The organism is Pseudomonas frederiksbergensis, from assembly GCF_001874645.1.
GTDB classification, from domain to species: Bacteria; Pseudomonadota; Gammaproteobacteria; order Pseudomonadales; family Pseudomonadaceae; genus Aquipseudomonas; species Aquipseudomonas frederiksbergensis_B.
In genome coordinates this window covers 1,097,879-1,118,529 of the sequence record NZ_CP017886.1, presented here as the reverse complement: position 1 = coordinate 1,118,529, position 20,651 = coordinate 1,097,879, and the positions used below count along the sequence as shown (strand labels likewise).

Here is a 20,651-nt window from a genome sequence, read left to right as displayed (position 1 = left end):
CCCGCCGGACGAGCCACCGCGTTAGCGGGTCTTGCCCTTCGCCAGCTCAAGCTGTTCCTTGGAAAAGTCATCGACGTCAATCACTTTGCGCCGCGCGGCTTCGGCCTCACGCAAGGTATGCGCTTCTGCTGCTTGCAGCACGCCGGCCTCCAGGGCGGCGTCGATGACAGGCTCCCCGGCACTCGGTTTGAACTGCCCGCTCTTGAGCGCAAAGTGCATTTTTTTCTGTAGCGGCTGTGCGGCACTCAGCAGGTCGCAGGCATGTTGCAGGGCGCCGACCGGGTCCTCGACCGATTGCGGACGGTAGCAACCCCCCAGCAACTCTTCGAGCGTCGGGTCGCCCTTGGCCCGGCCAATGACCGCAGCCACCTCGGCACCGAGTTTGTCCGACGGCCCTTTGTGACGGCGACCGAACGGGAACACGATCACCCGCATCAGGCAACCCAGCACCTTGCTCGGGAAGTTGTTCAGTAGTTCATCTAGCGCCCGTTCCGACTGGCCGAGACTCTCTTCCATGGCCCAGGTAAACAGCGGCGCCATGTGCTCTGGTGAATCGAGGTCGTGGTAACGCTTGAGGGCGGCAGAGGCCAGGTACAGGTTGCTCAGTACATCGCCGAGTCGGGCCGACAGACGCTCGTGACGTTTCAGTTCACCACCCAGCAACATCATGCTCAGGTCGGCGAGCAGGGCGAATGCTGCTGCCTGACGGTTGAGGGCACGGAAGTAGCCCTGGCTGGGTTTGTCTCCCGGGAGGTGTTCGAAATGCCCGACGCCGAGGTTCAGCACCAAGGTGCTGGCGGCGTTGCTCACGGCGAAACCGATGTGCTTGAGCAGCAGGCCGTCGAATTCCTTCAGTGCCTGATCCTTGTCTTCACGGCCGGCGAGGGCCATTTCCTTGAGTACGAACGGATGGCAACGGATCGCGCCTTGACCAAAAATCATCAAATTGCGTGAAAGGATGTTCGCGCCTTCCACCGTGATGAAGATCGGCGCGCCTTGCCAGCTGCGCCCGAGGTAGTTGTTGGGGCCCATGATGATCGCCTTGCCACCATGCACATCCATCGCATGGCTGATGCACTCGCGACCACGTTCGGTGAGGTGATACTTGAGAATCGCCGAGAGCACCGACGGTTTCTCGCCGAGATCCACTGCGTTGGCGGTGAGCATGCGCGCGGCGTCCATCATCCAGGCGTTGCCGCCAATACGGGCCAGCGCTTCCTGAATCCCTTCGAAGGCAGACAGCGGCACATTGAATTGCTCGCGAACCTGAGCGTATTGACCGGTCACCAGGCTGGTGAACTTGGCCGCGCCGGTGCCGACTGCCGGCAGCGAGATCGAACGCCCGACCGACAGGCAATTCATCAGCATCATCCAGCCTTTGCCGAGCATCTCCTGGCCGCCGATGAGGAAATCCAGCGGTACAAACACGTCCTTGCCGCCGTTTGGGCCATTCATGAAGGCGGCGCCGAGGGGCAGGTGGCGTCGGCCGATTTCGACCCCCGCGGTGTCGGTCGGAATCAACGCGAGGCTGATGCCAAGGTCCTCTTGGTCACCCAGCAGATGGTCCGGGTCATACGCCTTGAACGCCAGGCCAAGCAGGGTGGCGACCGGACCCAGGGTGATGTAGCGTTTTTCCCAATTCAGTCGAAGACCCAGGGTTTCCTGGCCTTCCCATTCACCTTTGCAGATCACCCCGGTGTCGGGCATGGCGCCCGCATCGGAGCCGGCGAGTGGGCCGGTCAGCGCGAAACACGGGATGTCGTCGCCGCGTGCCAGGCGTGGCAGGTAATGGTTGCGTTGTTCATCGGTGCCGTAATGCAGCAACAGCTCGGCCGGACCGAGGGAATTGGGCACCATCACTGTCGATGCCAGGTCGCCGCTGCGGGTGGCCAGTTTCATCGCTACTTGCGAGTGGGCGTAGGCGGAAAACCCCTTGCCACCGAATTCCTTGGGAATGATCAGGGCAAAAAAACCATTCTGCTTGATGTGCGCCCAGGCCTCTGCCGGCAGGTCCATCGTCTGGCCGATCTGCCAGTCGCTGACCATGGCACAGAGCTCTTCGGTCGGGCCGTCGATGAACGCCTGTTCTTCTTCGCTCAATTGCGCTTTGGGGTAGGACAGCAGTTTGTTCCAGTCCGGACGCCCGCTGAACAGCTCGCCATCCCACCAGACGGTGCCCGCATCGATAGCGTCGCGTTCGGTTTGCGACATCGGCGGCAGGGTTTTCTGAAACCAGTTGAACAGTGGGGCACTGAAGTATTTGCGTCGCAGGTCGGGCAGCAGCAGGGGCGCCGCCACGGCGGCCAGCGCGATCCAGAAAATCAGCAGCAGCCAGCCTCGAGCATGGCTGAAGACACCCATCGCCAGCAGATACACAGCCACAATGCCCAGGGCGGGCAGGGGCGCGATGCGGCGGTGAGCCAGCCAGGCAATCCCGACCACCAGAACCAGTATCCACAACAGCAGCATATTCAATCCTCCGTGAAGCCAGGGTCAAACCACCTTCAGAGCTTAGACGGCATCTGCAAAACAGGGTGGTCAGAGCAATGTGTTTGAAATCGTGGGAAACAGTGGTGAATTTCGTGAGTGATAGCGCTGACGGACGTTGTAAAAAAGCTTTGTTGCACGTACGACAAGCTCTCGAATTTGGCCGAAACGTCGTTATCTCTGTGCTAGGTCTGTCGATAGACTCATGGCTTCCCCAGGAGATTCTTCTCATGCATGAGTATCTGAGTCCCGGCCGCTTCATCGATAGTGACCACCCTGCGGTGGTGGAGTTCGCTGAACGGTATCGTGGCAACAGCCGTGATCCGGTCGAGCAGGCAGTGAGTCTGTATTACGCTGTGCGTGAAGCGGTGCGCTACAACCCCTACACTTTCAGCCGTGATCCCGCGACCTTGCGTGGCAGTTATGCGCTGGCCACTGGCGAGAGCTACTGCGTGCCCAAAGCCACGTTATTGGCCGGGTGCGCGCGGCACTGTGGAATCGCGGCGCGGATTGGTCTTGCGGATGTGCGCAATCACCTGTCGACCCCACGCTTGATCGAGTTGCTCAAGAGCGACGTATTCGCCATGCACGGTTACACCGAGTTGTATTTGCAGGGGCGCTGGGTCAAGGCCACGCCGGCGTTCAACCAGAAACTTTGCGAGTTGTTCGATGTGCCGGCGCTGGAGTTCGACGGGATCAACGACAGCGTCTTCCACCCGTTCAATCGCCAGGGGCAACAGTCAATGGAGTACCTGGTCGACCATGGCCAGTTCGCCGATGTACCTGAGGTGTTCTTCTTCGAGTACCTGGAAAAGCTCTACCCACACTTATTCAACGATCAGTCACCGGCATTGCTGGGGGATATGCAGAGCGATTTGAGTCGTGCCTGATCCGGCGTAGACTGCCCCGGCATTCATCCATTGAGGAGCGGTCATGCTGAAGATCTGGGGTCGGAAAAATTCGTCGAATGTCAGAAAGGCACTGTGGTGCGCCGAGGAACTCGGGCTGACTTACCAAACGCAGGATGCGGGCGGGGCTTTTGGTGTGGTCGACACGCCGGAATACCGGGCGATGAACCCCAATGGCCGCATTCCGGTGATTGAAGACGACGGATTTGTGCTGTGGGAGTCCAATACCATCGTGCGTTACCTGGCTGCCCGTCACGCGGCGGGTTCGAACTGGTCCCCGTCCGATGTGCAGGCCCGGGCGAGTGCGGAAAAGTGGATGGACTGGACCACTTCGTCGTTTGCCGAACCTTTTCGCCACGTGTTCTGGGGCGTATTGCGCACCCCGGCAGATCAGCAGGATTGGGTCGCGATCAACGCGGCGCAGAAAATCTGCGAGCAATTGCTGTCGATGGTCGACCAGGCATTGGCGCAGAAGCCGTATTTGTCCGGCGACGAGATCGGCGTGGGCGATATTCCGTTGGGTAGCTTTATCTATGCCTGGTTCGAGATGCCCATCGAGCGAGCGCCAATGCCTCATCTGCAAGCCTGGTATGCGCGCCTGAAACAACGCCCGGCTTATCAAAAAGCGGTCATGACCGCGTTGACTTAATACTGACTATCAACACACTTGACTGTACTTGTGCGGCATCGCCAAGCACCATTGCGTTCATGCGCCGCGGTGGCATGGGTCGCCGCTCGCCCTTATTCATTCCTGACTTCCCTTCTTGGTGCGTAAATCCGATATGAGTTCTGCTCTGTCCATCCGGCAGCTAACCAAAACCTACGGCAACGGTTTCCAGGCCTTGAGTGGTATCGATCTGGATGTCGCCGAAGGTGACTTTTTCGCCTTGCTCGGCCCCAACGGTGCCGGCAAATCCACGACCATCGGCATTCTCTCGACCCTGGTGAACAAGACCAGCGGAACGGTGAATATCTTTGGACATGACCTGGACCGCAACCCGGCCGCGCTCAAGCGCTGCATCGGTGTGGTGCCGCAGGAATTCAATTTCAACCAGTTCGAAAAGACCTTCGACATTGTCGTGACTCAGGCCGGTTACTACGGTATCCCGCCCAAAGTCGCCAAGGAACGCGCAGAGCAATACCTGACTCAGCTCGGCCTGTGGGACAAGCGCGATGTGCCGTCACGTTCACTGTCGGGTGGCATGAAGCGTCGACTGATGATCGCGCGTGCGTTGGTGCATGAGCCGCGTCTGCTGATTCTCGACGAACCGACTGCTGGCGTGGACATCGAACTGCGCCGCTCGATGTGGAGCTTCCTCACCGAGTTGAACCAGAAAGGCATCACCATCATCCTCACCACGCATTACCTGGAAGAAGCTGAGCAGTTGTGCCGCAACATCGGCATCATCGACCACGGCACCATCGTCGAAAACACCAGCATGCGTAACCTGCTCAGCCAACTGCATGTCGAGACGTTCCTGCTGGACCTGAAGAACGACATGGCGATAGCCCCGCAGTTGAACGGCTATCCGACCCGCTTGCTCGACAGCCGCACCCTGGAAATCCAGGTCGACAAAGCCGTTGGTATTACCGCGTTGTTCGGTCAGTTGGCCATGCAGAACATTGAAGTATTGAGTCTGCGTAACAAAACCAATCGCCTCGAGGAGTTGTTCGTGTCTCTGGTGGAGAAAAATCTGGCGAAGGTGGCCGTATGAGTTCCGAACTGAAACCCAACCTCGTCGCGCTCAATACCATTGTTTATCGTGAGGTCCGGCGTTTTACCCGGATCTGGCCGCAGACCCTGCTGCCGCCAGCCATCACCATGGTTCTGTACTTTGTGATCTTCGGTAATCTGATCGGCCGGCAAATCGGTGACATGGGTGGCTTCACCTATATGGAATACATTGTGCCGGGCTTGATCATGATGTCGGTGATCACCAACGCCTACGGCAACGTGGTCTCGAGCTTCTTCGGCAGCAAATTCCAGCGCTCCATCGAGGAGCTGATGGTTTCGCCGGTGTCGCCGCACACCATTCTGATCGGCTACACCGTGGGCGGGGTGCTGCGCGGTCTGGCGGTGGGCGTGATTGTGACGCTGCTTTCGCTGTTCTTCACTCACCTGCAAGTTCACCATTTGGGGATTACCGTGCTGGTGGTGGTGCTGACGGCAACGATCTTTTCGCTACTGGGCTTCATCAACGCGGTGTTTGCACGCAACTTCGACGATATTTCGATTATCCCGACGTTTGTGCTGACACCGTTGACCTACCTGGGCGGGGTGTTCTACTCGATCAGTCTGCTGCCACCCTTCTGGCAGACCGTATCGTTGGCCAACCCGGTGTTGCACATGGTCAACGCTTTCCGTTACGGCATCCTCGGCGTTTCGGACATCAAGATCAGCGTCGCCATTACCTTCATGCTGGTGGCAACCGTGGTGCTGTATATCGGTTGTGCGCGACTGCTGGTCAGCGGGCGCGGAATGCGCACCTAAACGCACATCTGCTCCAGCGCCTACGAATCAATAACGGCACCTAAAAGGTGCCGTTATTGCATTTCTACATCCGTCTTTGCTTGCGCCGCTTCCATAGCCGACTGACCCACCAGCGCCAGTAGGTCATGGTCAGGCAGTAGGCCAACGCGCCGAGCAGCAGGCCAACCACCACCGAGCCCAGCAGGAACGGTTGCCAAAGGGTCGACAGCTCACCGCTGATCCAATCCCAGGTCAGCTCATCCGGCAGGCTGCGGGCGGGTATATCCATCAGCCAGGCGCCGGCTTGATAGGTGAAGAAAAACACCACGGGCATGGTGATCGGGTTGGTCAGCCAGACCAGACTCACCGCGATCGGAATATTGCCGCGCACCCAAATGGCAAGCATTGCCGCCACCAGCATTTGCAACGGAATCGGTAGAAAAGCGGCGAACACCCCAATGGCCATGGCGCGCGCAACCGAATGCCGATTGAGGTGCCAGAGGTTCGGGTCATGCAGCAGCGTGCCGAGAAAGCGTAAGGATTTGTGTTCTCGAATGCGGGTCGGGTCTGGCATGTAACGTTTGAATAAGCGCCGGGGCATAAGGCTTCTCGGTCAGTTCAAGCGGCAAGTATGCCCGGATTCTACTGAGCGCCAATTCAGACTTTGTGACAATTAATAAACGCGGACTTTTGTAACTCGGCTAATCCAAGAGAGGGGACTCTCAAGGACGAGCTAATGCGCACAGGGATGTTGGCGCTCGCGTCGGGTCTGTTGACCTTGCGTTTTTTACCGGTGCTGCCACCGGTCGGGTTACTGCTGTTGTTACCCGTACTGGCATTGATGCTGTTGCCGTTTCGCACATACCCGCTGGCGTTTTTTCTGTTCGGCTTCAGCTGGGCGTGCGCCAGTGCGCACTGGGCGTTGAATGATCGTTTGGCATCGGGCCTCGACGGGCAAACCCGCTGGGTCGAGGGGCGAGTTGTCGGCTTGCCGCAGAACACTCAAGGTGTGGTGCGTTTCGAGTTGGCTGATAGCGAGTCGCGGCGCACACGATTGCCGGGTTTGATGCGGTTGGCCTGGTACGACGGTCCGGCTGTCAACAGTGGCGAGCGTTGGCGACTGGCGGTGAAATTGAAGCGCCCCACGGGGTTGCTCAATCCGCAGGGCTTTGATTACGACGCCTGGCTGTTGGCGCAACGCATCGGTGCCACAGGCAGCGTCAAAGATGGACAGTTACTCCGACCTGCGCAAGGGGCCTGGCGTGATGCTGTTCGCCAGCGCTTGCTGGCGGTCGATGCTCAAGGGCGCGCGGGAGCGTTGGCGGCGCTGGTGCTGGGTGACGGGTCCGGCCTGAGCAGCGAAGACTGGCGCGTATTGCAAGACACCGGCACCGTGCATTTACTGGTGATTTCCGGGCAGCACATTGGATTGCTGGCCGGGATGGTTTATCTGCTGATTGCCGGATTGGCGCGTTACGGGCTGTGGCCGCAGACGTTGCCCTGGCTGCCGTGGGCCTGCGGCATGGCATTCGCCGCAGCGCTCGGCTATGGGCTGCTGGCTGGTTTCGAGGTGCCGGTGCGCAGAGCCTGCGTGATGATCGGTCTGGTGCTGTTATGGCGCCTGTGGTTTCGCCATCTGGGTGCCTGGTGGCCCTTGCTGCTGGCGTTGAATACGGTGTTGTTGCTTGAGCCGCTGGCCAGTTTGCAACCGGGGTTCTGGCTGTCATTTGCAGCAGTGGCGGTGCTGATCTTTACCTTCGGCGGCCGCCTGGGCGCCTGGCGCTGGTGGCAAACCTGGACGCGCGCGCAATGGCTGATCGCGATAGGTTTGTGTCCGCTGCTGACGCTGCTGGGTTTGCCCATCAGCCTCAGTGGTCCGCTGACGAATCTGTTGGCGGTGCCCTGGATCAGCCTGATGGTGTTGCCCCCGGCCTTGCTGGGGACGTTGCTGCTGCCGCTGCCTTATGTCGGCGAGGGGCTGTTGTGGCTCGCCGGCGGTTTGCTCGACGTTCTGTTCAGCGGTCTGGCATGGGTGGCCGGGCGGCTACCGGCATGGGTTGCCCCGGTGATTCCCCTTTGGGTCTGGGGGATAAGTACTTTCGGCGCTTTTCTACTGTTGCTGCCCAAAGGCCTGCCCATGCGGTTGTTGGGCTGGCCGATGCTCCTGTTGATCGTGTTCCCGCCGCTCAGAACCGTACCTGACGGCATGGCTGAAATCTGGCAGCTGGACGTCGGCCAGGGCCTGGCCATCGTGGTCCGCACTCGCCATCACGCGTTGCTCTACGACGCCGGCCCGCGCTTCGGTGATTTCGATCTGGGCGAGCGGGTGGTGTTGCCATCGTTGCGCAAGCTCGGTATGCACAAGCTGGATGTGATGCTGATCAGTCATGCCGATGCCGATCACGCGGGTGGCGCACGCTCGGTCTCAAATGGATTGCCGGTGGCGCAGGTACTCAGCGGTGATCCCGAAGCGCTGCCGGCCGAGTTGCACGCGCAAGCCTGTGAGAGCGGTCAGCGCTGGGAGTGGGATGGTGTGAGTTTTGCGCTCTGGCAATGGTCCGAGGCGAGCGAAAGCAATCAGAAATCCTGCGTCCTGCAGATCGAAGCCAACGGCGAGCGTCTGTTGTTGACGGGCGACATCGACGCCCGAGCCGAGCAGGCGTTGCTCGAAACTCCGCTGGCGGTCGCGACCGACTGGCTACAGGCGCCGCATCACGGCAGTCACAGCTCATCGTCTATGGCCTTTCTCATGGCATTGGCACCCAAAGCCGTGCTGATTTCCCGCGGGCACGACAACTCGTTCGGTCATCCCCATCCGCAAGTGCTGGCGCGCTATCGCCGGTTGGGCATGCAGGTATATGACAGCGCCGAGCAGGGCGCCTTGCGGTTGCGTCTGGGGGCGTTTGAGCTGCCCGAATCGCTGCGCCAGCAACCCCGTTTCTGGCGCGACCCGCCGTCCATCAAATAGCCGCCACTCATCAACGCGGCCCGCCATGCGACGCACGGTCTGCGGTGTGCCGGGCCTCTATGTCGAGTCTGTATGTTAAAGTGGCGGACTTTTTCGAGGGGACTGTCACTGTGTGGGAATTGGTCAAATCCGGCGGCTGGATGATGCTGCCGATCATTCTGAGTTCCATCGCGGCAATGGCGATCGTTGCCGAGCGTCTGTGGACCCTGCGGGCCAGCCGTGTGACCCCGGAGCACTTGCTCGGGCAGGTCTGGGTCTGGATCAAGGACAAGCAACTCAACAAAGAAAAACTCAAGGAACTGCGCGCCAACTCGCCGTTGGGCGAGATCCTCGCGGCGGGCCTGGCCAACTCCAGGCATGGTCGCGAGATCATGAAAGAGTGCATCGAAGAGGCCGCTGCCCGGGTGATCCACGAGCTGGAACGCTACATCAACGCGCTGGGCACCATCGCCGCCATGGCGCCGTTGCTGGGGCTGCTCGGCACGGTGTTGGGCATGATCGATATCTTCAGTTCGTTCATGGGCACGGGCATGACCACCAACGCTGCGGTGCTGGCCGGCGGTATTTCCAAAGCCTTGATCACCACGGCTTCGGGTCTGATTGTCGGTATCCCGTCGGTGTTCTTCCACCGGTTCCTGCAACGACGGATCGATGAACTTGTTGTGGGCATGGAGCAGGAAGCCATCAAGTTGGTTGAAGTGGTGCAGGGCGACCGTGACGTCGATCTGGCTGAGGGCAAAGCGTGAAATTCCGCCGCAAGCAACGGGAGAACGTGGACATCAACCTCGTGTCGCTGATCGACGTGGTGTTTGTCCTGCTGCTGTTTTTCGTCGTGACTACCACCTTTACCCGTGAAACCCAGCTGCGCGTCGATCTGCCGGAAGCCGTCAGCGGGTCGCCCGCCGAAGATCAGCAGATCAAGCAACTGGATATCGCCATCAGCGCCGACGGGGTGTTCTCGGTCAACAACCAGTTGTTGCCGAAGAACGATCTGGCCAGCCTGATCGACGCCTTGAAGAAAGAGTCGAATGGTGACACTAACGCGCCGCTGTCCATCAGCGCCGATGGCAAAACCCAGCACCAGGCGGTCATCACCGCGATGGATGCCGCGGGCAAGCTGGGTTTCACGCACTTGCGCATGACCACCGTTGAGGCGGCGCCGACGCCCTGATGGCCATGTCCGATCGTTTGCTCGCCGCCTGGTACGCCGGTCATCCGGCACTGAAACTATTGCAGCCACTGGAATGGCTGTACCGGCGCGTGGTCACGGCCAAGCGCGAACGGTTTCTGGCTGGCGAGGGCGGGATCTACCAGCCGCCCGTCCCGCTGATCGTCGTCGGTAACATTACCGTCGGCGGTACCGGCAAGACGCCGTTGATTCTGTGGATGATCGAACACTGCCAGCGCCGCGGCCTGCGGGTTGGCGTGGTCAGCCGTGGTTATGGCGCCAAACCGCCGCAACTGCCCTGGCGGGTCGACGCCGGGCAGAGCGCAGCCATCGCTGGCGACGAACCGCTGTTGATCGTCCAGCGAACTGGCGTGCCGTTGATGATCGATCCGGATCGCAGTCGAGCCGTGCAGGCACTGCTGGCCGCCGAGCCGCTGGATCTGATTCTGTCTGACGATGGCATGCAACATTACCGTCTGGCACGCGATCTTGAGCTGGTGCTGATCGATGCCGCACGCGGACTGGGCAATAAACGCTGCCTGCCGGCGGGCCCTCTGCGAGAGCCGGTCGAACGCCTGCAAAGCGTTGATGCGCTGCTCTACAACGGCGCCACGGCAGATCGAGACGACGGCTTTGCCTTCCAGCTGCAACCGACCGCGCTGGTCAACCTGCTGACGGGCGAACGCCGCTCGCTTGAGCATTTCCCCGCTGGCCAGGCCCTGCACGCGGTGGCCGGAATCGGTAATCCGCAACGTTTCTTCAACACCCTTGAAACGCTACACTGGCAGCCTGTTGCACATGCTTTTGCCGACCACGCCGAGTACAGCGCGGCGGCCTTGAATTTCACACCGCCACTGCCGTTGGTGATGACCGAGAAGGATGCGGTGAAATGCCGAACCTTCGCGGCCGCCGACTGGTGGTATCTGGCGGTCGATGCGGCGCCATCGCCGGCCTTCGTGGCCTGGTTCGATACGCAGTTGATGCGGCTGTTGCCCGCGCGTCTTTTGCCTTAAAACGCTTTTATCCAGGGAATGCTCATGGACACCAAATTGCTCGACATCCTCGCTTGCCCGATCTGCAAAGGTCCGCTCAAGCTCAGCGCCGATAAAACCGAGCTGATCAGCAAAGGCGCCGGTCTGGCTTATCCGATTCGTGATGGCATTCCGGTGATGCTCGAAAGCGAAGCGCGCACCCTGACTGCCGACGAGCGTCTGGATAAATGAGCACTGCCTTCACCGTTGTGATTCCGTCGCGTTTTGCTTCCACCCGTCTGCCGGGCAAGCCTCTGCAAATGATTGCCGGCAAGCCGATGATCCAGCACGTTTGGGAACAGGCGAGCAAAAGCAGCGCGCAACGGGTGGTGGTCGCCACTGACGATGCGCGCATTGTCGAGGCCTGCAAGGCGTTTGGCGCTGAAGTGCTGATGACCCGCGAGGACCATAACTCCGGGACCGACCGTCTGGCTGAAGTGGCTAGCCAACTGGGCCTGGCAGCGGACGCTATCGTGGTCAACGTGCAGGGCGACGAGCCGTTGATTCCGCCGAGTGTGATCGATCAGGTTGCGGCCAACCTGGCGGCTCATACCGAAGCGCGCATGGCGACCCTGGCCGAGCCGATCGAAGACATTGAAACCCTGTTCAACCCTAACGTGGTCAAGGTTGTCAGCGATCTGAATGGCCTGGCGCTGACGTTCAGTCGCGCAACCTTGCCATGGGCGCGGGACGATTTCGCCAAGAGCTGCGAGCAACTGCCGGCTGGCGTACCTTACCGCCGCCACATCGGCATCTATGCCTATCGCGCCGGTTTCCTGCATGACTTCGTCAGCTGGGGCCCGTGCTGGCTGGAAAACACCGAGTGTCTGGAGCAGCTGCGTGCGCTCTGGCACGGGGTGCGGATTCACGTTGCCGATGCGCTGATTGCACCGCCTCCGGGTGTCGACACGGCTGAAGACCTCGAACGGGTTCGTCGCCTGCTGGAGGCCTGATGCGGGTTCTGTTCGTCTGCCTGGGCAACATCTGCCGTTCACCTACGGCTGAAGGCGTGCTGCGGCACAAACTGCGTGAAGCCGGTTTGGCCGAACAGGTCGAAGTGGCTTCGGCGGGCACGGGTGACTGGCACGTCGGCAAAGCGCCGGACAAACGCAGCCAGGCCGCCGCCCTGCGCCGTGGCTATGACCTGTCAGCGCAGCGCGCCCAACAGGTCACGCGTGCCGACTTTTCCAGCTACGACCTGATCCTCGCCATGGATCACAGCAACTTGCGCAACCTCAAGGCGTTGCAACCGGCCAAGGGCAAGGCAGAGCTGGATCTATTCCTGCGCCGCTATGCATCGAGCGTGGATGAAGTGCCGGATCCTTATTACGACGGCGATCAAGGCTTCGAGCAGGTGCTGGGCCTGATCGAACGCGCCAGCGATTTGCTGGTGATTGAATTGAAGGGACGCTTATGACTTTGCAGCTGCAATCGCAGGTTTCGCTGAAGCCGTTCAACAGCTTTGGCGTGGACGTCCGTGCGCAACTGTTTGCCGAAGCGCACAGCGACGCCGATGTGCGCGAGGCGCTGGCTTATTCGGCCGAGCACGCCGTGCCGCTGCTGGTGATCGGCGGTGGCAGCAACCTGCTGCTGACGGCGGACATTGCAGCGCTGGTGCTGCGCATGGCCACTCGTGGCATTCGAGTGTTGAGTGACAACGGCCGTCAGGTCGTGATCGAGGCCGAGGCCGGCGAAAGCTGGCACCCGTTTGTTCAATGGACCTTGGCACAGGGCCTGTCGGGCCTTGAGAACCTCAGCCTGATCCCCGGCACGGTCGGTGCCGCGCCGATGCAGAACATCGGGGCCTACGGGGTCGAGATCAAGGATGTGTTCGCCGGTCTGACCGCGCTGGACCGCCAGACCGGCGAGCTGCGCGATTTCACTCTGGCCGAGTGCAACTTTGCCTACCGTGACAGCCTGTTCAAGCAGCAAGTCGGCCGCTGGTTGATCCTGCGGGTGCGTTTTGCCGTGGACCGCGTCGAGCATTTGCATCTGGAATACGGCCCGGTTCGTCAGCGCCTGACCGAGCAAGGCATCGATCATCCAACCGCGACCGATGTCAGTCAGGCGATTTGCAGCATTCGCAACGAGAAGCTCCCCGACCCGGCGGTGCTCGGCAATGCCGGCAGCTTCTTCAAGAACCCGCTGGTATCAAACGTGCTGGCAGCGCAAATCCGCCTTGAGCATCCGGGGCTGGTCGGTTATCCACAAGCGGATGGCCGGGTCAAATTGGCGGCCGGCTGGTTGATCGAGCAGGCGGGCTGGAAGGGCTTTCGTGATGGTGACGCCGGCGTGCATCATTTGCAGTCGTTGGTGCTGGTCAACTACGGTACGGCCACCGGGCTTGAGCTGCTCAACCTGGCACAGCGGATCCAGAAAGACATCGCCGAGCGCTTCAATGTCGAGCTGGAGATGGAGCCGAATCAGTATTGAGCTACGCTCCTCTGCTGAATTCAGAGCCCTGCAGACCTACCTTGGTTGCAGGGCTTTTTTGTTAATGCTGAGTTAACTTAGCCTGCTAACGATGCAATCATTTGCTCCATAACCCTACCCATATGCGGGCGTGCCCATGATTACCCTGAAGCTCAATGGTCAAGATCATCAGCTCGACGTCACCGAGGACATGCCGCTGCTCTGGGCGATCCGCGATGTGGCCGGTTACAGCGGCACCAAATTCGGTTGCGGCATGGGCCTGTGTGGCGCCTGCACGATCCATATTGATGGCGCCCCGGCGCGCAGCTGCATCACACCCATCGGTTCGGTGATCGGGCAGGGCGTCAGCACCATCGACAATCTGCACAGCGATCCGGTCGGCCAGGTCGTCCAGCAAGCCTGGCTCGACACGGCGGTTGCCCAGTGCGGCTTTTGCCAGGGCGGGCAGATCATGTCGGCCACCGCGCTGCTCAAGACCAACCCCAATCCCAGCGATGAGCAGATAGAACAAGCGGTGGTCGGCAATATCTGCCGCTGCGGCACGTACAATCGCATCAAGACCGCGATCCGTCAGGCCTCCACTCATTTGCAGGAGAGCACGGCATGAGCCAGTTACCACATGATTTCGTGCTGAGTAATCTCAGCCGTCGTGGTTTTCTCAAAGGTATTGGCGCCACCGGTGCACTGGTGCTGGCGGCCAGTTGGGGCTGGCAGGACGCGTTCGCCGAAGAGAAGAAGTTCGGCGCCGCCGGCATGCCCAACGGCTGGATCGATGATCCCAAGGTCTACGTGAGTATTGCCGCCGACGGCAGTGTGACAGTGGTCTGCAACCGTTCGGAAATGGGCCAGGGTGTGCGCACCAGTTTGAGCATGGTGGTTGCCGATGAGCTGGACGCCGATTGGGCGATGGTCAAAGTCCAGCAGGCGCCGGGTGATGAAGTGCGCTTCGGCAACCAGGACACCGACGGCTCGCGCAGCATGCGCCATTGGTACGAGCCGATGCGCCGTTGCGGTGCTGCCGCACGGACGATGCTTGAACAAGCTGCGGCCGATCAGTGGAAAGTCCCTGTTGGCGAGTGCCGCGCCCAATTGCACAAAGTCATTCACTCGCCAACCGGGCGTGAGCTCGGTTACGGCCAGCTCGCCGTCGCTGCGGGTGCGCTGGCAGTGCCTGCCCGTGACAGCCTGCGGCTCAAGCAGCCGTCGGAATTCCGTTATATCGGTAAGGAAGGAACCAAGGCTATCGACGGTGCGGACATTGTCAATGGTCGCGCGGTCTACGGTGCCGACGTGCATTTTGACGGCATGCTGTTCGCCACCGTGGCGCGGCCGGCGGTGTATGGCGGCAAGGTCAAATCCTTCGATGCCAGCGCGGCGCTGAAAGTCCCGGGAGTGGTCAAGGTCATCCAGATTGAAAGTCGCCCATTGCCTTCGGAGTTCCAGCCGTTGGGCGGGCTGGCGGTGATTGCCAGCAATACCTGGGCGGCGATTAAAGGGCGTGAGGCATTGAAGATCGAGTGGGATGACGGCGCCAATGCCGGTTACGACTCGATTGCCTACCGCAAAGAGCTGGAAGCCGCAGCCCTGAAACCGGGCAAAGTGGTGCGCAGCACCGGCAACATCGAAGAGGCCATGAACAGCGCCGACAGCAGTCTGGAGGCGGCCTATTACTTGCCGCATCTGGCGCAGTCGCCGATGGAACCGATGGTCGCCATTGCGCGTTTCAAGGACGGTCATTGCGAAGCCTGGGCGCCGAGTCAGGCCCCGCAAGTGACCCGCGAGCGCATCGCCGAACGCCTGGGCATTCCGTTCGACAAGGTCACGGTCAACGTCACCTTGTTGGGCGGTGGTTTCGGTCGCAAGTCCAAGCCGGATTTCATTCTGGAAGCAGCGATCCTGGCCAAGGAATTTCCCGGCAAGGCTGTGCGCGTGCAATGGACTCGCGAAGACGACATTCACTGTTCGTACTTTCATACCGTCTCGGCGGAATACCTCAAGGCCAGCCTGAACAAGGACGGCATGCCGTCCGGTTGGTTGCACCGTACCGTGGCACCGAGCATCACCGCGTTGTTCGCGCCAGGCATGAATCACGAAGCGGCCTTCGAGTTGGGCATGGGCTTTACCAACATGGCCTACGCGATTCCCAACGTGCGCCTGGAAAACCCTGACGCGGCGGCCCATACCCGGGTCGGTTGGTATCGTTCGGTGTCGAACATCCCTCACGGTTTCGCGATTCAGAGTTTTGTCGACGAGTTGGCGCACAAAGCCGGACAAGACCCGCTGAAGTACCAGATCAAGCTCTTGGGACCGGACCGTCAGATCGATCCGCGAACCCTGAGTGAAGAGTGGAATTACGGCGAATCCCCTGAGTACTATCCAATCGATACGGCGCGCCTGCGTGGCGTTCTGGAAGCGGCGGCCAAGGGCGCCGGTTGGGGGCGCAAACTGCCCAAAGGGCGCGGGTTGGGCCTGGCGGTGCATTACAGCTTTGTCACCTACGTGGCGGCGGTGATCGAAGTTGAAGTCAAAGACGACGGCACGTTGATCGTGCACAAGGCTGATATCGCGGTGGATTGCGGCCCGCAGATCAATCCGGAACGGATTCGCTCGCAGTTTGAAGGCGCCTGCGTGATGGGCCTGGGTAATGCGGTGCTGGGGGAAATCAGCTTCAAGGATGGCAAGGTCCAGCAGGACAACTTCCACATGTACGAAGTGGCGCGCATGTCCCTGGCGCCGAAAGAGGTGGCGGTGCATTTGGTCACGCCACCGGGCAACGTGCCGCTGGGCGGTGTCGGTGAACCGGGCGTGCCGCCCATCGCTCCGGCGCTGTGCAATGCGATCTTCGCCGCCACCGGCAAGCGTATTCGCAGTTTGCCGGTGCGCTACCAGTTGCAGGGCTGGCAGCAGGCCAAAGCCTGATGAGTCGCGTTGACCGGAAGGTGGGCGCGATCATTCTCGCGGCTGGGCAGGGCAGTCGTTATCGGCAAGTGGCCGGTGCCGATCAGGACAAGTTGATGGCCCTGTGCGAAGGGCGTGACGGTGTTGCGCAGCCGGTGATCGAACAGGTGCTGCGCAATCTGCCGGCGTGTGTCGAAACACGGTTGTTGGTAACCACTTCAGATCGTCCAGAGGTTGCACGGCTGGCCCGGGCTTATGGCTGCCAGGTGCTGCTGTTGGCGTCGGCGGGCATGGGGGACAGCATTGCAGCAGCGGTCGCTGCGTGTGCGGCGCTTGATGGCTGGCTGGTGGTGCTGGGGGATATGCCGTTTATCCTGCCGTCGAGCATTGAGCGGATTGTTGAGGCGATTGAGGTCGATACCATCAGCGTGCCAGTGCAGGGCGGCGTGTTTGGGCATCCGGTGGGGTTTGGGCGTTCGTTTGGTGCGGCGCTGATGGCGTTGTCCGGTGATCGTGGGGCCAAGCCGTTGTTTGCGTCGGCGAAAGTTGTTGAGGTGTCGGTGGAGGATCCAGGAGTGTTGTGGGATGTGGATGTGCCAGAGGCGTTGAAATTTGCGTAACGATTACAAGGTTGCAGCCTGCGGCAGCTTCTACAGGATGTTTGTATGCCTGCGACGTACCCTCGTAGGCGCCGCCGAAGGCTGCGATCTGTTGATCTTGTTTTGAACAAAAAAAAGCCCCGCCTGGGTTACCAGGCGGGGCTTTTTAGTGGCTGATGGAATCAGACGAGGGGTTTAGGCTCGTGTTCTTTTTCCAGGGCCTCAGGTTTTTGCTCTACCACTTCTTCGACGGAACGCAGGTTTTCGTCGATGGTTGGGGTAGCAGGCTCGGCAGCAACAGCCGGTGCAGCAGTGGCAGCCAGTTCGGCTTCCTTCTGCAGACGTTCGGCTTCACGCTTGCGGCGGCGCACTTCACGTGGGTCGTTCGGCGCACGACCGTTTTCGGTCAGGGCGCTGACAGGCGCTGCTTCAACAACCGGTACTACCACTTCGGCAACCACTGGCGCGGCTACTGGAGCAGGTTCGGCAGCCACAATGACAGGGGCAACCACTTCAGCAACGGGGGCTGGAGCTTCGACAGCCGCAGTCTCTGCAACCCAGTTGAACGCGGTTTGCTCTTCGCGAACCTCTGGCGCTTTTTCAGTGACCGGAGCTTCAGCCACAGGCTCGGCAGCGACTACTGGCTGTTGTTCTACAACAACGGCTGGTTCAGCAGTCGCGTGAACTTCAGGCTGTGCTTCACGAACCGGAGCCACTTCTACGGCAGGAACGACTGGCGCTTCAACCGGGGTAGTGGCTTCCACGACTGGGGCTTCAACCTGAGCAACTTCCTGAGCGGCGTCTTGAGCCACGGCGGTAGCGCGTTCAGCTTGCTGGTGAGCCTGGGCTTCAGCTGGAGCGCTGATCACAGTGCTGGCAACAGCGGCGGTAACGGCCAGGCCGGCAGCCAGTTCAGCGCCTGTTGGCTCTTCGCCGGTTTCGGACTCTTCCGAGCCTTCGATCACGTTGCCGTTGGCATCGCGTTGACGCTCGCGACGGTTGCTGCGACGACGCTGACCACGGGAGCGGCGGCGTGGACGATCGCCTTCGGCGTTGTCCTGACCGTCTTCCAGCAGTTGTTCTTCGCTGGTCGGCAGTTCTTCTTCGGCGACGGCAGCAGCGGCTTGCTCGGCACGTGGTTGACGTTCTTCACGCGGTGGGCGTGGAGCGCGCTCTTCACGTGGCTGACGAGCCGGACGCTCTTCAGCAACGGCAACAGTGACAGCAGCGGCAGCGGCTGGAGCAGTATCCAGTGGTTCACGCAGTTCACGAACCGGGCGCTCTTCGCGCTCGCCACGTGGCTTGCGATCTTCACGAGGCGCGCGTGGTGCGCGTTCTTCACGCGGTGCACGTGGTGCGCGTTCTTCGCGAGCTACCGCCGGGGTCTCTTCACGGGCTTCGCGTGGTTGGCGCTCTTCACGCGGTTCGCGTGGTGCGCGTTCTTCACGAGGGGCGCGTTCTTCGCGTGGCTTGCGTTCTTCATCGCGGCGACCGTTACGGTTGCGGCTCTGCTGACGACCATTGCGACGCTCTTCGTTGCGTGCCGGACGCTCGGTAGCTGGTTTTTCAACCACAACTGGAGCGGCTGGCTCTTCCTTGGTGGCGAACAGGCTGACCAGAGACTTCACCAGGCCTTTGAACAGGCTTGGCTCGGGGGCGGCGACCGGAGCAGCAACCGGGGCGACAGCGACTTCGGTCGGAACCGGAGCGTTGGCGCGGGCTGGAGCAGTTTTTACGGCAGCTTCCTGGCGAACCAGAGTGCGGGTGGCGGCGGCCGGTTGAACTTCTTCCACTTCAGCAGCGGCAGCAGCGATTTCGTAGCTGGACTGGTTGGTGTGAGCTTCCGGGCTGTCATCGCGCAGACGCTGAACTTCGAAGTGCGGCGTTTCGAGGTGATCGTTCGGCAGGATGACGATGCGGGCACGGGTGCGCAGTTCGATCTTGGTAATCGAGTTGCGTTTTTCGTTCAGCAGGAACGCAGCGACTGGAATAGGCACTTGTGCGCGAACTTCGGCGGTGCGGTCTTTCAGGGCTTCTTCTTCGATCAGGCGCAGAATTGCCAGCGACAGCGATTCAACGTCACGGATGATGCCGGTGCCGTTGCAGCGTGGGCAGACGATGCCGCTGCTTTCGCCCAGCGATGGACGCAGGCGCTGACGGGACATTTCCAGCAGGCCGAAGCGCGAGATGCGACCGACTTGCACGCGAGCGCGGTCGGCTTCCAGGCATTCGCGGACTTTCTCTTCCACGGCGCGCTGGTTCTTGGCCGGGGTCATGTCGATGAAGTCGATGACGATCAGGCCGCCGATGTCGCGCAGGCGCAACTGACGGGCGATTTCTTCGGCGGCTTCAAGGTTGGTCTGCAGAGCGGTTTCTTCGATGTCGCTGCCTTTGGTGGCGCGCGCCGAGTTGATGTCGATAGACACCAGGGCTTCGGTCGGATCGATAACGATGGAGCCGCCGGAAGGCAGTTCAACGACGCGCTGAAAGGCGGTCTCGATCTGGCTTTCGATCTGGAAGCGGTTGAACAGCGGAACGCTGTCTTCGTACAGCTTGATCTTGCTGGCGTACTGCGGCATCACCTGGCGGATGAAGGTCAGGGCTTCGTCCTGGGCTTCAACGCTGTCGATCAGCACTTCGCCGATGTCCTGGCGCAGGTAGTCGCGGATCGCACGGATGATCACGTTGCTTTCCTGGTAGATCAGGAATGGCGCGGAACGGTCCAGCGAGGCTTCTTTGATGGCGGTCCACAGTTGCAGCAGGTAGTCGAGGTCCCACTGCATTTCTTCGCTGCTGCGGCCAAGGCCGGCAGTGCGCACGATCAGACCCATGTCAGCCGGGGCAACCAGGCCGTTCAGGGCTTCACGCAGTTCATTGCGCTCTTCACCTTCGATGCGACGGGAGATACCGCCGGCACGCGGGTTGTTCGGCATCAATACCAGGTAACGACCGGCCAGGCTGATGAAGGTGGTCAGGGCGGCGCCCTTGTTGCCACGTTCTTCTTTTTCGACCTGAACGATGACTTCCTGGCCTTCGCTCAGAACGTCCTTGATGTTGACGCGGCCTTCAGGAGCTTTCTTGAAGTATTCGCGGGAGATTTCTTTAAGGGGCAGGAAGCCGTGGCGCTCAGAGCCGAAATCGACAAAGGCAGCCTCAAGGCTTGGTTCGATACGAGTAATCCGGCCTTTATAGATGTTGGCCTTCTTCTGCTCGCGTGCACCGGATTCGATATCCAGGTCGTAGAGGCGCTGGCCGTCTACCAGTGCAACACGCAACTCTTCGGGTTGAGTTGCGTTAATCAGCATTCTTTTCATGTAGTACCGTCGGTTTCCGGGCTGCCGGAAACGGCGTTCGGCACACACGACTTCTCACGGTCGGTGTCAGGTGCGTCAGGAGTGGTTGGCCACTCCCGTGTCTAGCGAGGTTCGACCAATTGGGTCGGCGTCGCGACGTACGCGTCCTGCTTGCTGTGGCTACTTAAGCACTCAGTCAGGAGGAGGAATCAACCGGCGACTGTGGACGAGATGAAGCGTCTAAATATAAGCCTAGTGCTACACAGTCCGACGGTTGTGCATCTCCACCCTACACGTATCCCTGATAATTCGGGTGCTGCCGCGCGCAGAATCCGCAGCGGGTTGGCATTTACCGTGTTCTCCAATGGGGAGTTCACGCTCATGGCTACACAAGAC

Annotated in this window: 18 protein-coding genes; 15 read left to right on the top strand and 3 right to left on the bottom strand. The window is 60.6% G+C overall.

Annotated features, from left to right (window positions below):
- Positions 1 to 21: 21 nt before the first annotated feature.
- Complete coding sequence (locus BLL42_RS05610) at positions 22 to 2,469, bottom strand: acyl-CoA dehydrogenase (RefSeq protein WP_071551156.1); 2,448 nt, start codon at positions 2,467 to 2,469, stop codon at positions 22 to 24.
- Between the two features lie 248 nt (positions 2,470 to 2,717).
- Here BLL42_RS05610 and BLL42_RS05605 point away from each other — a divergent pair, with 248 nt between their 5' ends.
- From BLL42_RS05605 to BLL42_RS05590, 4 genes are all read left to right on the top strand, one after another.
- Complete coding sequence (locus BLL42_RS05605; protein WP_071551155.1) at positions 2,718 to 3,377, top strand: transglutaminase-like domain-containing protein; 660 nt, start codon at positions 2,718 to 2,720, stop codon at positions 3,375 to 3,377.
- Between the two features lie 43 nt (positions 3,378 to 3,420).
- A complete protein-coding gene (locus BLL42_RS05600) occupies positions 3,421 to 4,044 on the top strand; it encodes a glutathione S-transferase family protein (RefSeq protein WP_071551154.1) in 624 nt (207 codons plus the stop codon).
- A gap of 133 nt (positions 4,045 to 4,177) precedes the next feature.
- On the top strand, positions 4,178 to 5,110 hold the full coding sequence (locus tag BLL42_RS05595; protein ID WP_071551153.1) for an ABC transporter ATP-binding protein: 933 nt from the start codon (positions 4,178 to 4,180) through the stop codon (positions 5,108 to 5,110).
- Complete coding sequence (locus BLL42_RS05590; protein WP_071551152.1) at positions 5,107 to 5,886, top strand: ABC transporter permease; 780 nt, start codon at positions 5,107 to 5,109, stop codon at positions 5,884 to 5,886. Before BLL42_RS05595 ends, BLL42_RS05590 begins: the two co-directional genes overlap by 4 nt.
- Positions 5,887 to 5,950: 64 nt before the next feature.
- Here BLL42_RS05590 and BLL42_RS05585 read toward each other — a convergent pair whose 3' ends face one another.
- Positions 5,951 to 6,466, bottom strand: a complete 516-nt coding sequence (locus BLL42_RS05585; protein ID WP_071551151.1) for a DUF2062 domain-containing protein — start codon at positions 6,464 to 6,466, stop codon at positions 5,951 to 5,953.
- A gap of 135 nt (positions 6,467 to 6,601) precedes the next feature.
- Between BLL42_RS05585 and BLL42_RS05580 the strand changes: the two genes are divergently transcribed.
- From BLL42_RS05580 to BLL42_RS05530, 11 genes are all read left to right on the top strand, one after another.
- A complete protein-coding gene (locus BLL42_RS05580; protein WP_071551150.1) occupies positions 6,602 to 8,833 on the top strand; it encodes a DNA internalization-related competence protein ComEC/Rec2 in 2,232 nt (743 codons plus the stop codon).
- Between the two features lie 110 nt (positions 8,834 to 8,943).
- A complete protein-coding gene (gene pocA / locus BLL42_RS05575) occupies positions 8,944 to 9,579 on the top strand; it encodes a flagellar polar localization protein PocA (RefSeq protein ID WP_167368554.1) in 636 nt (211 codons plus the stop codon).
- Positions 9,576 to 10,004, top strand: coding sequence for a flagellar polar localization protein PocB (gene pocB, locus BLL42_RS05570; RefSeq protein ID WP_071551149.1), 429 nt, complete (start codon positions 9,576 to 9,578; stop codon positions 10,002 to 10,004). Before pocA ends, pocB begins: the two co-directional genes overlap by 4 nt.
- Positions 10,004 to 11,014, top strand: a complete 1,011-nt coding sequence (gene lpxK / locus BLL42_RS05565) for a tetraacyldisaccharide 4'-kinase (RefSeq protein WP_071551148.1) — start codon at positions 10,004 to 10,006, stop codon at positions 11,012 to 11,014. Before pocB ends, lpxK begins: the two co-directional genes overlap by 1 nt.
- A 24-nt stretch (positions 11,015 to 11,038) precedes the next feature.
- Positions 11,039 to 11,224 carry a Trm112 family protein gene (locus tag BLL42_RS05560; RefSeq protein ID WP_071551147.1) on the top strand — a complete coding sequence of 62 codons (186 nt, stop codon included), beginning with the start codon at positions 11,039 to 11,041 and terminating at the stop codon, positions 11,222 to 11,224.
- On the top strand, positions 11,221 to 11,985 hold the full coding sequence (gene kdsB, locus BLL42_RS05555) for a 3-deoxy-manno-octulosonate cytidylyltransferase (protein ID WP_071551146.1): 765 nt from the start codon (positions 11,221 to 11,223) through the stop codon (positions 11,983 to 11,985). The genes BLL42_RS05560 and kdsB overlap by 4 nt, the downstream gene beginning before the upstream one ends.
- Entirely contained in the window at positions 11,985 to 12,449 is a 465-nt protein-coding gene (locus BLL42_RS05550; protein WP_071551145.1) for a low molecular weight protein-tyrosine-phosphatase, read from the top strand. Before kdsB ends, BLL42_RS05550 begins: the two co-directional genes overlap by 1 nt.
- Positions 12,446 to 13,465 carry a UDP-N-acetylmuramate dehydrogenase gene (gene murB, locus BLL42_RS05545; RefSeq protein WP_071551144.1) on the top strand — a complete coding sequence of 340 codons (1,020 nt, stop codon included), beginning with the start codon at positions 12,446 to 12,448 and terminating at the stop codon, positions 13,463 to 13,465. Before BLL42_RS05550 ends, murB begins: the two co-directional genes overlap by 4 nt.
- A gap of 136 nt (positions 13,466 to 13,601) precedes the next feature.
- Complete coding sequence (locus tag BLL42_RS05540) at positions 13,602 to 14,072, top strand: (2Fe-2S)-binding protein (protein ID WP_071551143.1); 471 nt, start codon at positions 13,602 to 13,604, stop codon at positions 14,070 to 14,072.
- The gene (locus BLL42_RS05535; protein ID WP_071551142.1) at positions 14,069 to 16,384 is read left to right on the top strand and encodes a xanthine dehydrogenase family protein molybdopterin-binding subunit; all 2,316 of its coding nucleotides are present in this window, start codon (positions 14,069 to 14,071) and stop codon (positions 16,382 to 16,384) included. Before BLL42_RS05540 ends, BLL42_RS05535 begins: the two co-directional genes overlap by 4 nt.
- Positions 16,384 to 16,983: a nucleotidyltransferase family protein gene (locus tag BLL42_RS05530; protein WP_071551141.1), complete on the top strand. Its 600-nt coding sequence runs from the start codon at positions 16,384 to 16,386 to the stop codon at positions 16,981 to 16,983. Before BLL42_RS05535 ends, BLL42_RS05530 begins: the two co-directional genes overlap by 1 nt.
- Before the next feature lie 161 nt (positions 16,984 to 17,144).
- Here the strand turns inward: BLL42_RS05530 and rne are convergent, their stop codons facing one another.
- Positions 17,145 to 20,276 carry a ribonuclease E gene (gene rne / locus BLL42_RS05525; protein WP_071551140.1) on the bottom strand — a complete coding sequence of 1,044 codons (3,132 nt, stop codon included), beginning with the start codon at positions 20,274 to 20,276 and terminating at the stop codon, positions 17,145 to 17,147.
- Positions 20,277 to 20,651: the final 375 nt, after the last annotated feature.

What these genes read in the sequence shown, in the direction of transcription:
- BLL42_RS05600 (WP_071551154.1), top strand. Translation starts at nt 3,421, where the DNA reads ATGCTGAAGATCTGGGGTCGGAAAAATTCGTCGAATGTCAGAAAGGCA.
- BLL42_RS05550 (WP_071551145.1), top strand. Translation starts at nt 11,985, where the DNA reads ATGCGGGTTCTGTTCGTCTGCCTGGGCAACATCTGCCGTTCACCTACG.
- BLL42_RS05605 (WP_071551155.1), top strand. Translation starts at nt 2,718, where the DNA reads ATGCATGAGTATCTGAGTCCCGGCCGCTTCATCGATAGTGACCACCCT.
- BLL42_RS05590 (WP_071551152.1), top strand. Translation starts at nt 5,107, where the DNA reads ATGAGTTCCGAACTGAAACCCAACCTCGTCGCGCTCAATACCATTGTT.
- rne (WP_071551140.1), bottom strand. Translation starts at nt 20,276, where the DNA reads ATGAAAAGAATGCTGATTAACGCAACTCAACCCGAAGAGTTGCGTGTT.
- BLL42_RS05585 (WP_071551151.1), bottom strand. Translation starts at nt 6,466, where the DNA reads ATGCCCCGGCGCTTATTCAAACGTTACATGCCAGACCCGACCCGCATT.
- lpxK (WP_071551148.1), top strand. Translation starts at nt 10,004, where the DNA reads ATGGCCATGTCCGATCGTTTGCTCGCCGCCTGGTACGCCGGTCATCCG.
- BLL42_RS05540 (WP_071551143.1), top strand. Translation starts at nt 13,602, where the DNA reads ATGATTACCCTGAAGCTCAATGGTCAAGATCATCAGCTCGACGTCACC.
- BLL42_RS05560 (WP_071551147.1), top strand. Translation starts at nt 11,039, where the DNA reads ATGGACACCAAATTGCTCGACATCCTCGCTTGCCCGATCTGCAAAGGT.
- BLL42_RS05610 (WP_071551156.1), bottom strand. Translation starts at nt 2,469, where the DNA reads ATGCTGCTGTTGTGGATACTGGTTCTGGTGGTCGGGATTGCCTGGCTG.
- kdsB (WP_071551146.1), top strand. Translation starts at nt 11,221, where the DNA reads ATGAGCACTGCCTTCACCGTTGTGATTCCGTCGCGTTTTGCTTCCACC.
- BLL42_RS05595 (WP_071551153.1), top strand. Translation starts at nt 4,178, where the DNA reads ATGAGTTCTGCTCTGTCCATCCGGCAGCTAACCAAAACCTACGGCAAC.
- BLL42_RS05530 (WP_071551141.1), top strand. Translation starts at nt 16,384, where the DNA reads ATGAGTCGCGTTGACCGGAAGGTGGGCGCGATCATTCTCGCGGCTGGG.
- BLL42_RS05535 (WP_071551142.1), top strand. Translation starts at nt 14,069, where the DNA reads ATGAGCCAGTTACCACATGATTTCGTGCTGAGTAATCTCAGCCGTCGT.
- murB (WP_071551144.1), top strand. Translation starts at nt 12,446, where the DNA reads ATGACTTTGCAGCTGCAATCGCAGGTTTCGCTGAAGCCGTTCAACAGC.
- BLL42_RS05580 (WP_071551150.1), top strand. Translation starts at nt 6,602, where the DNA reads ATGCGCACAGGGATGTTGGCGCTCGCGTCGGGTCTGTTGACCTTGCGT.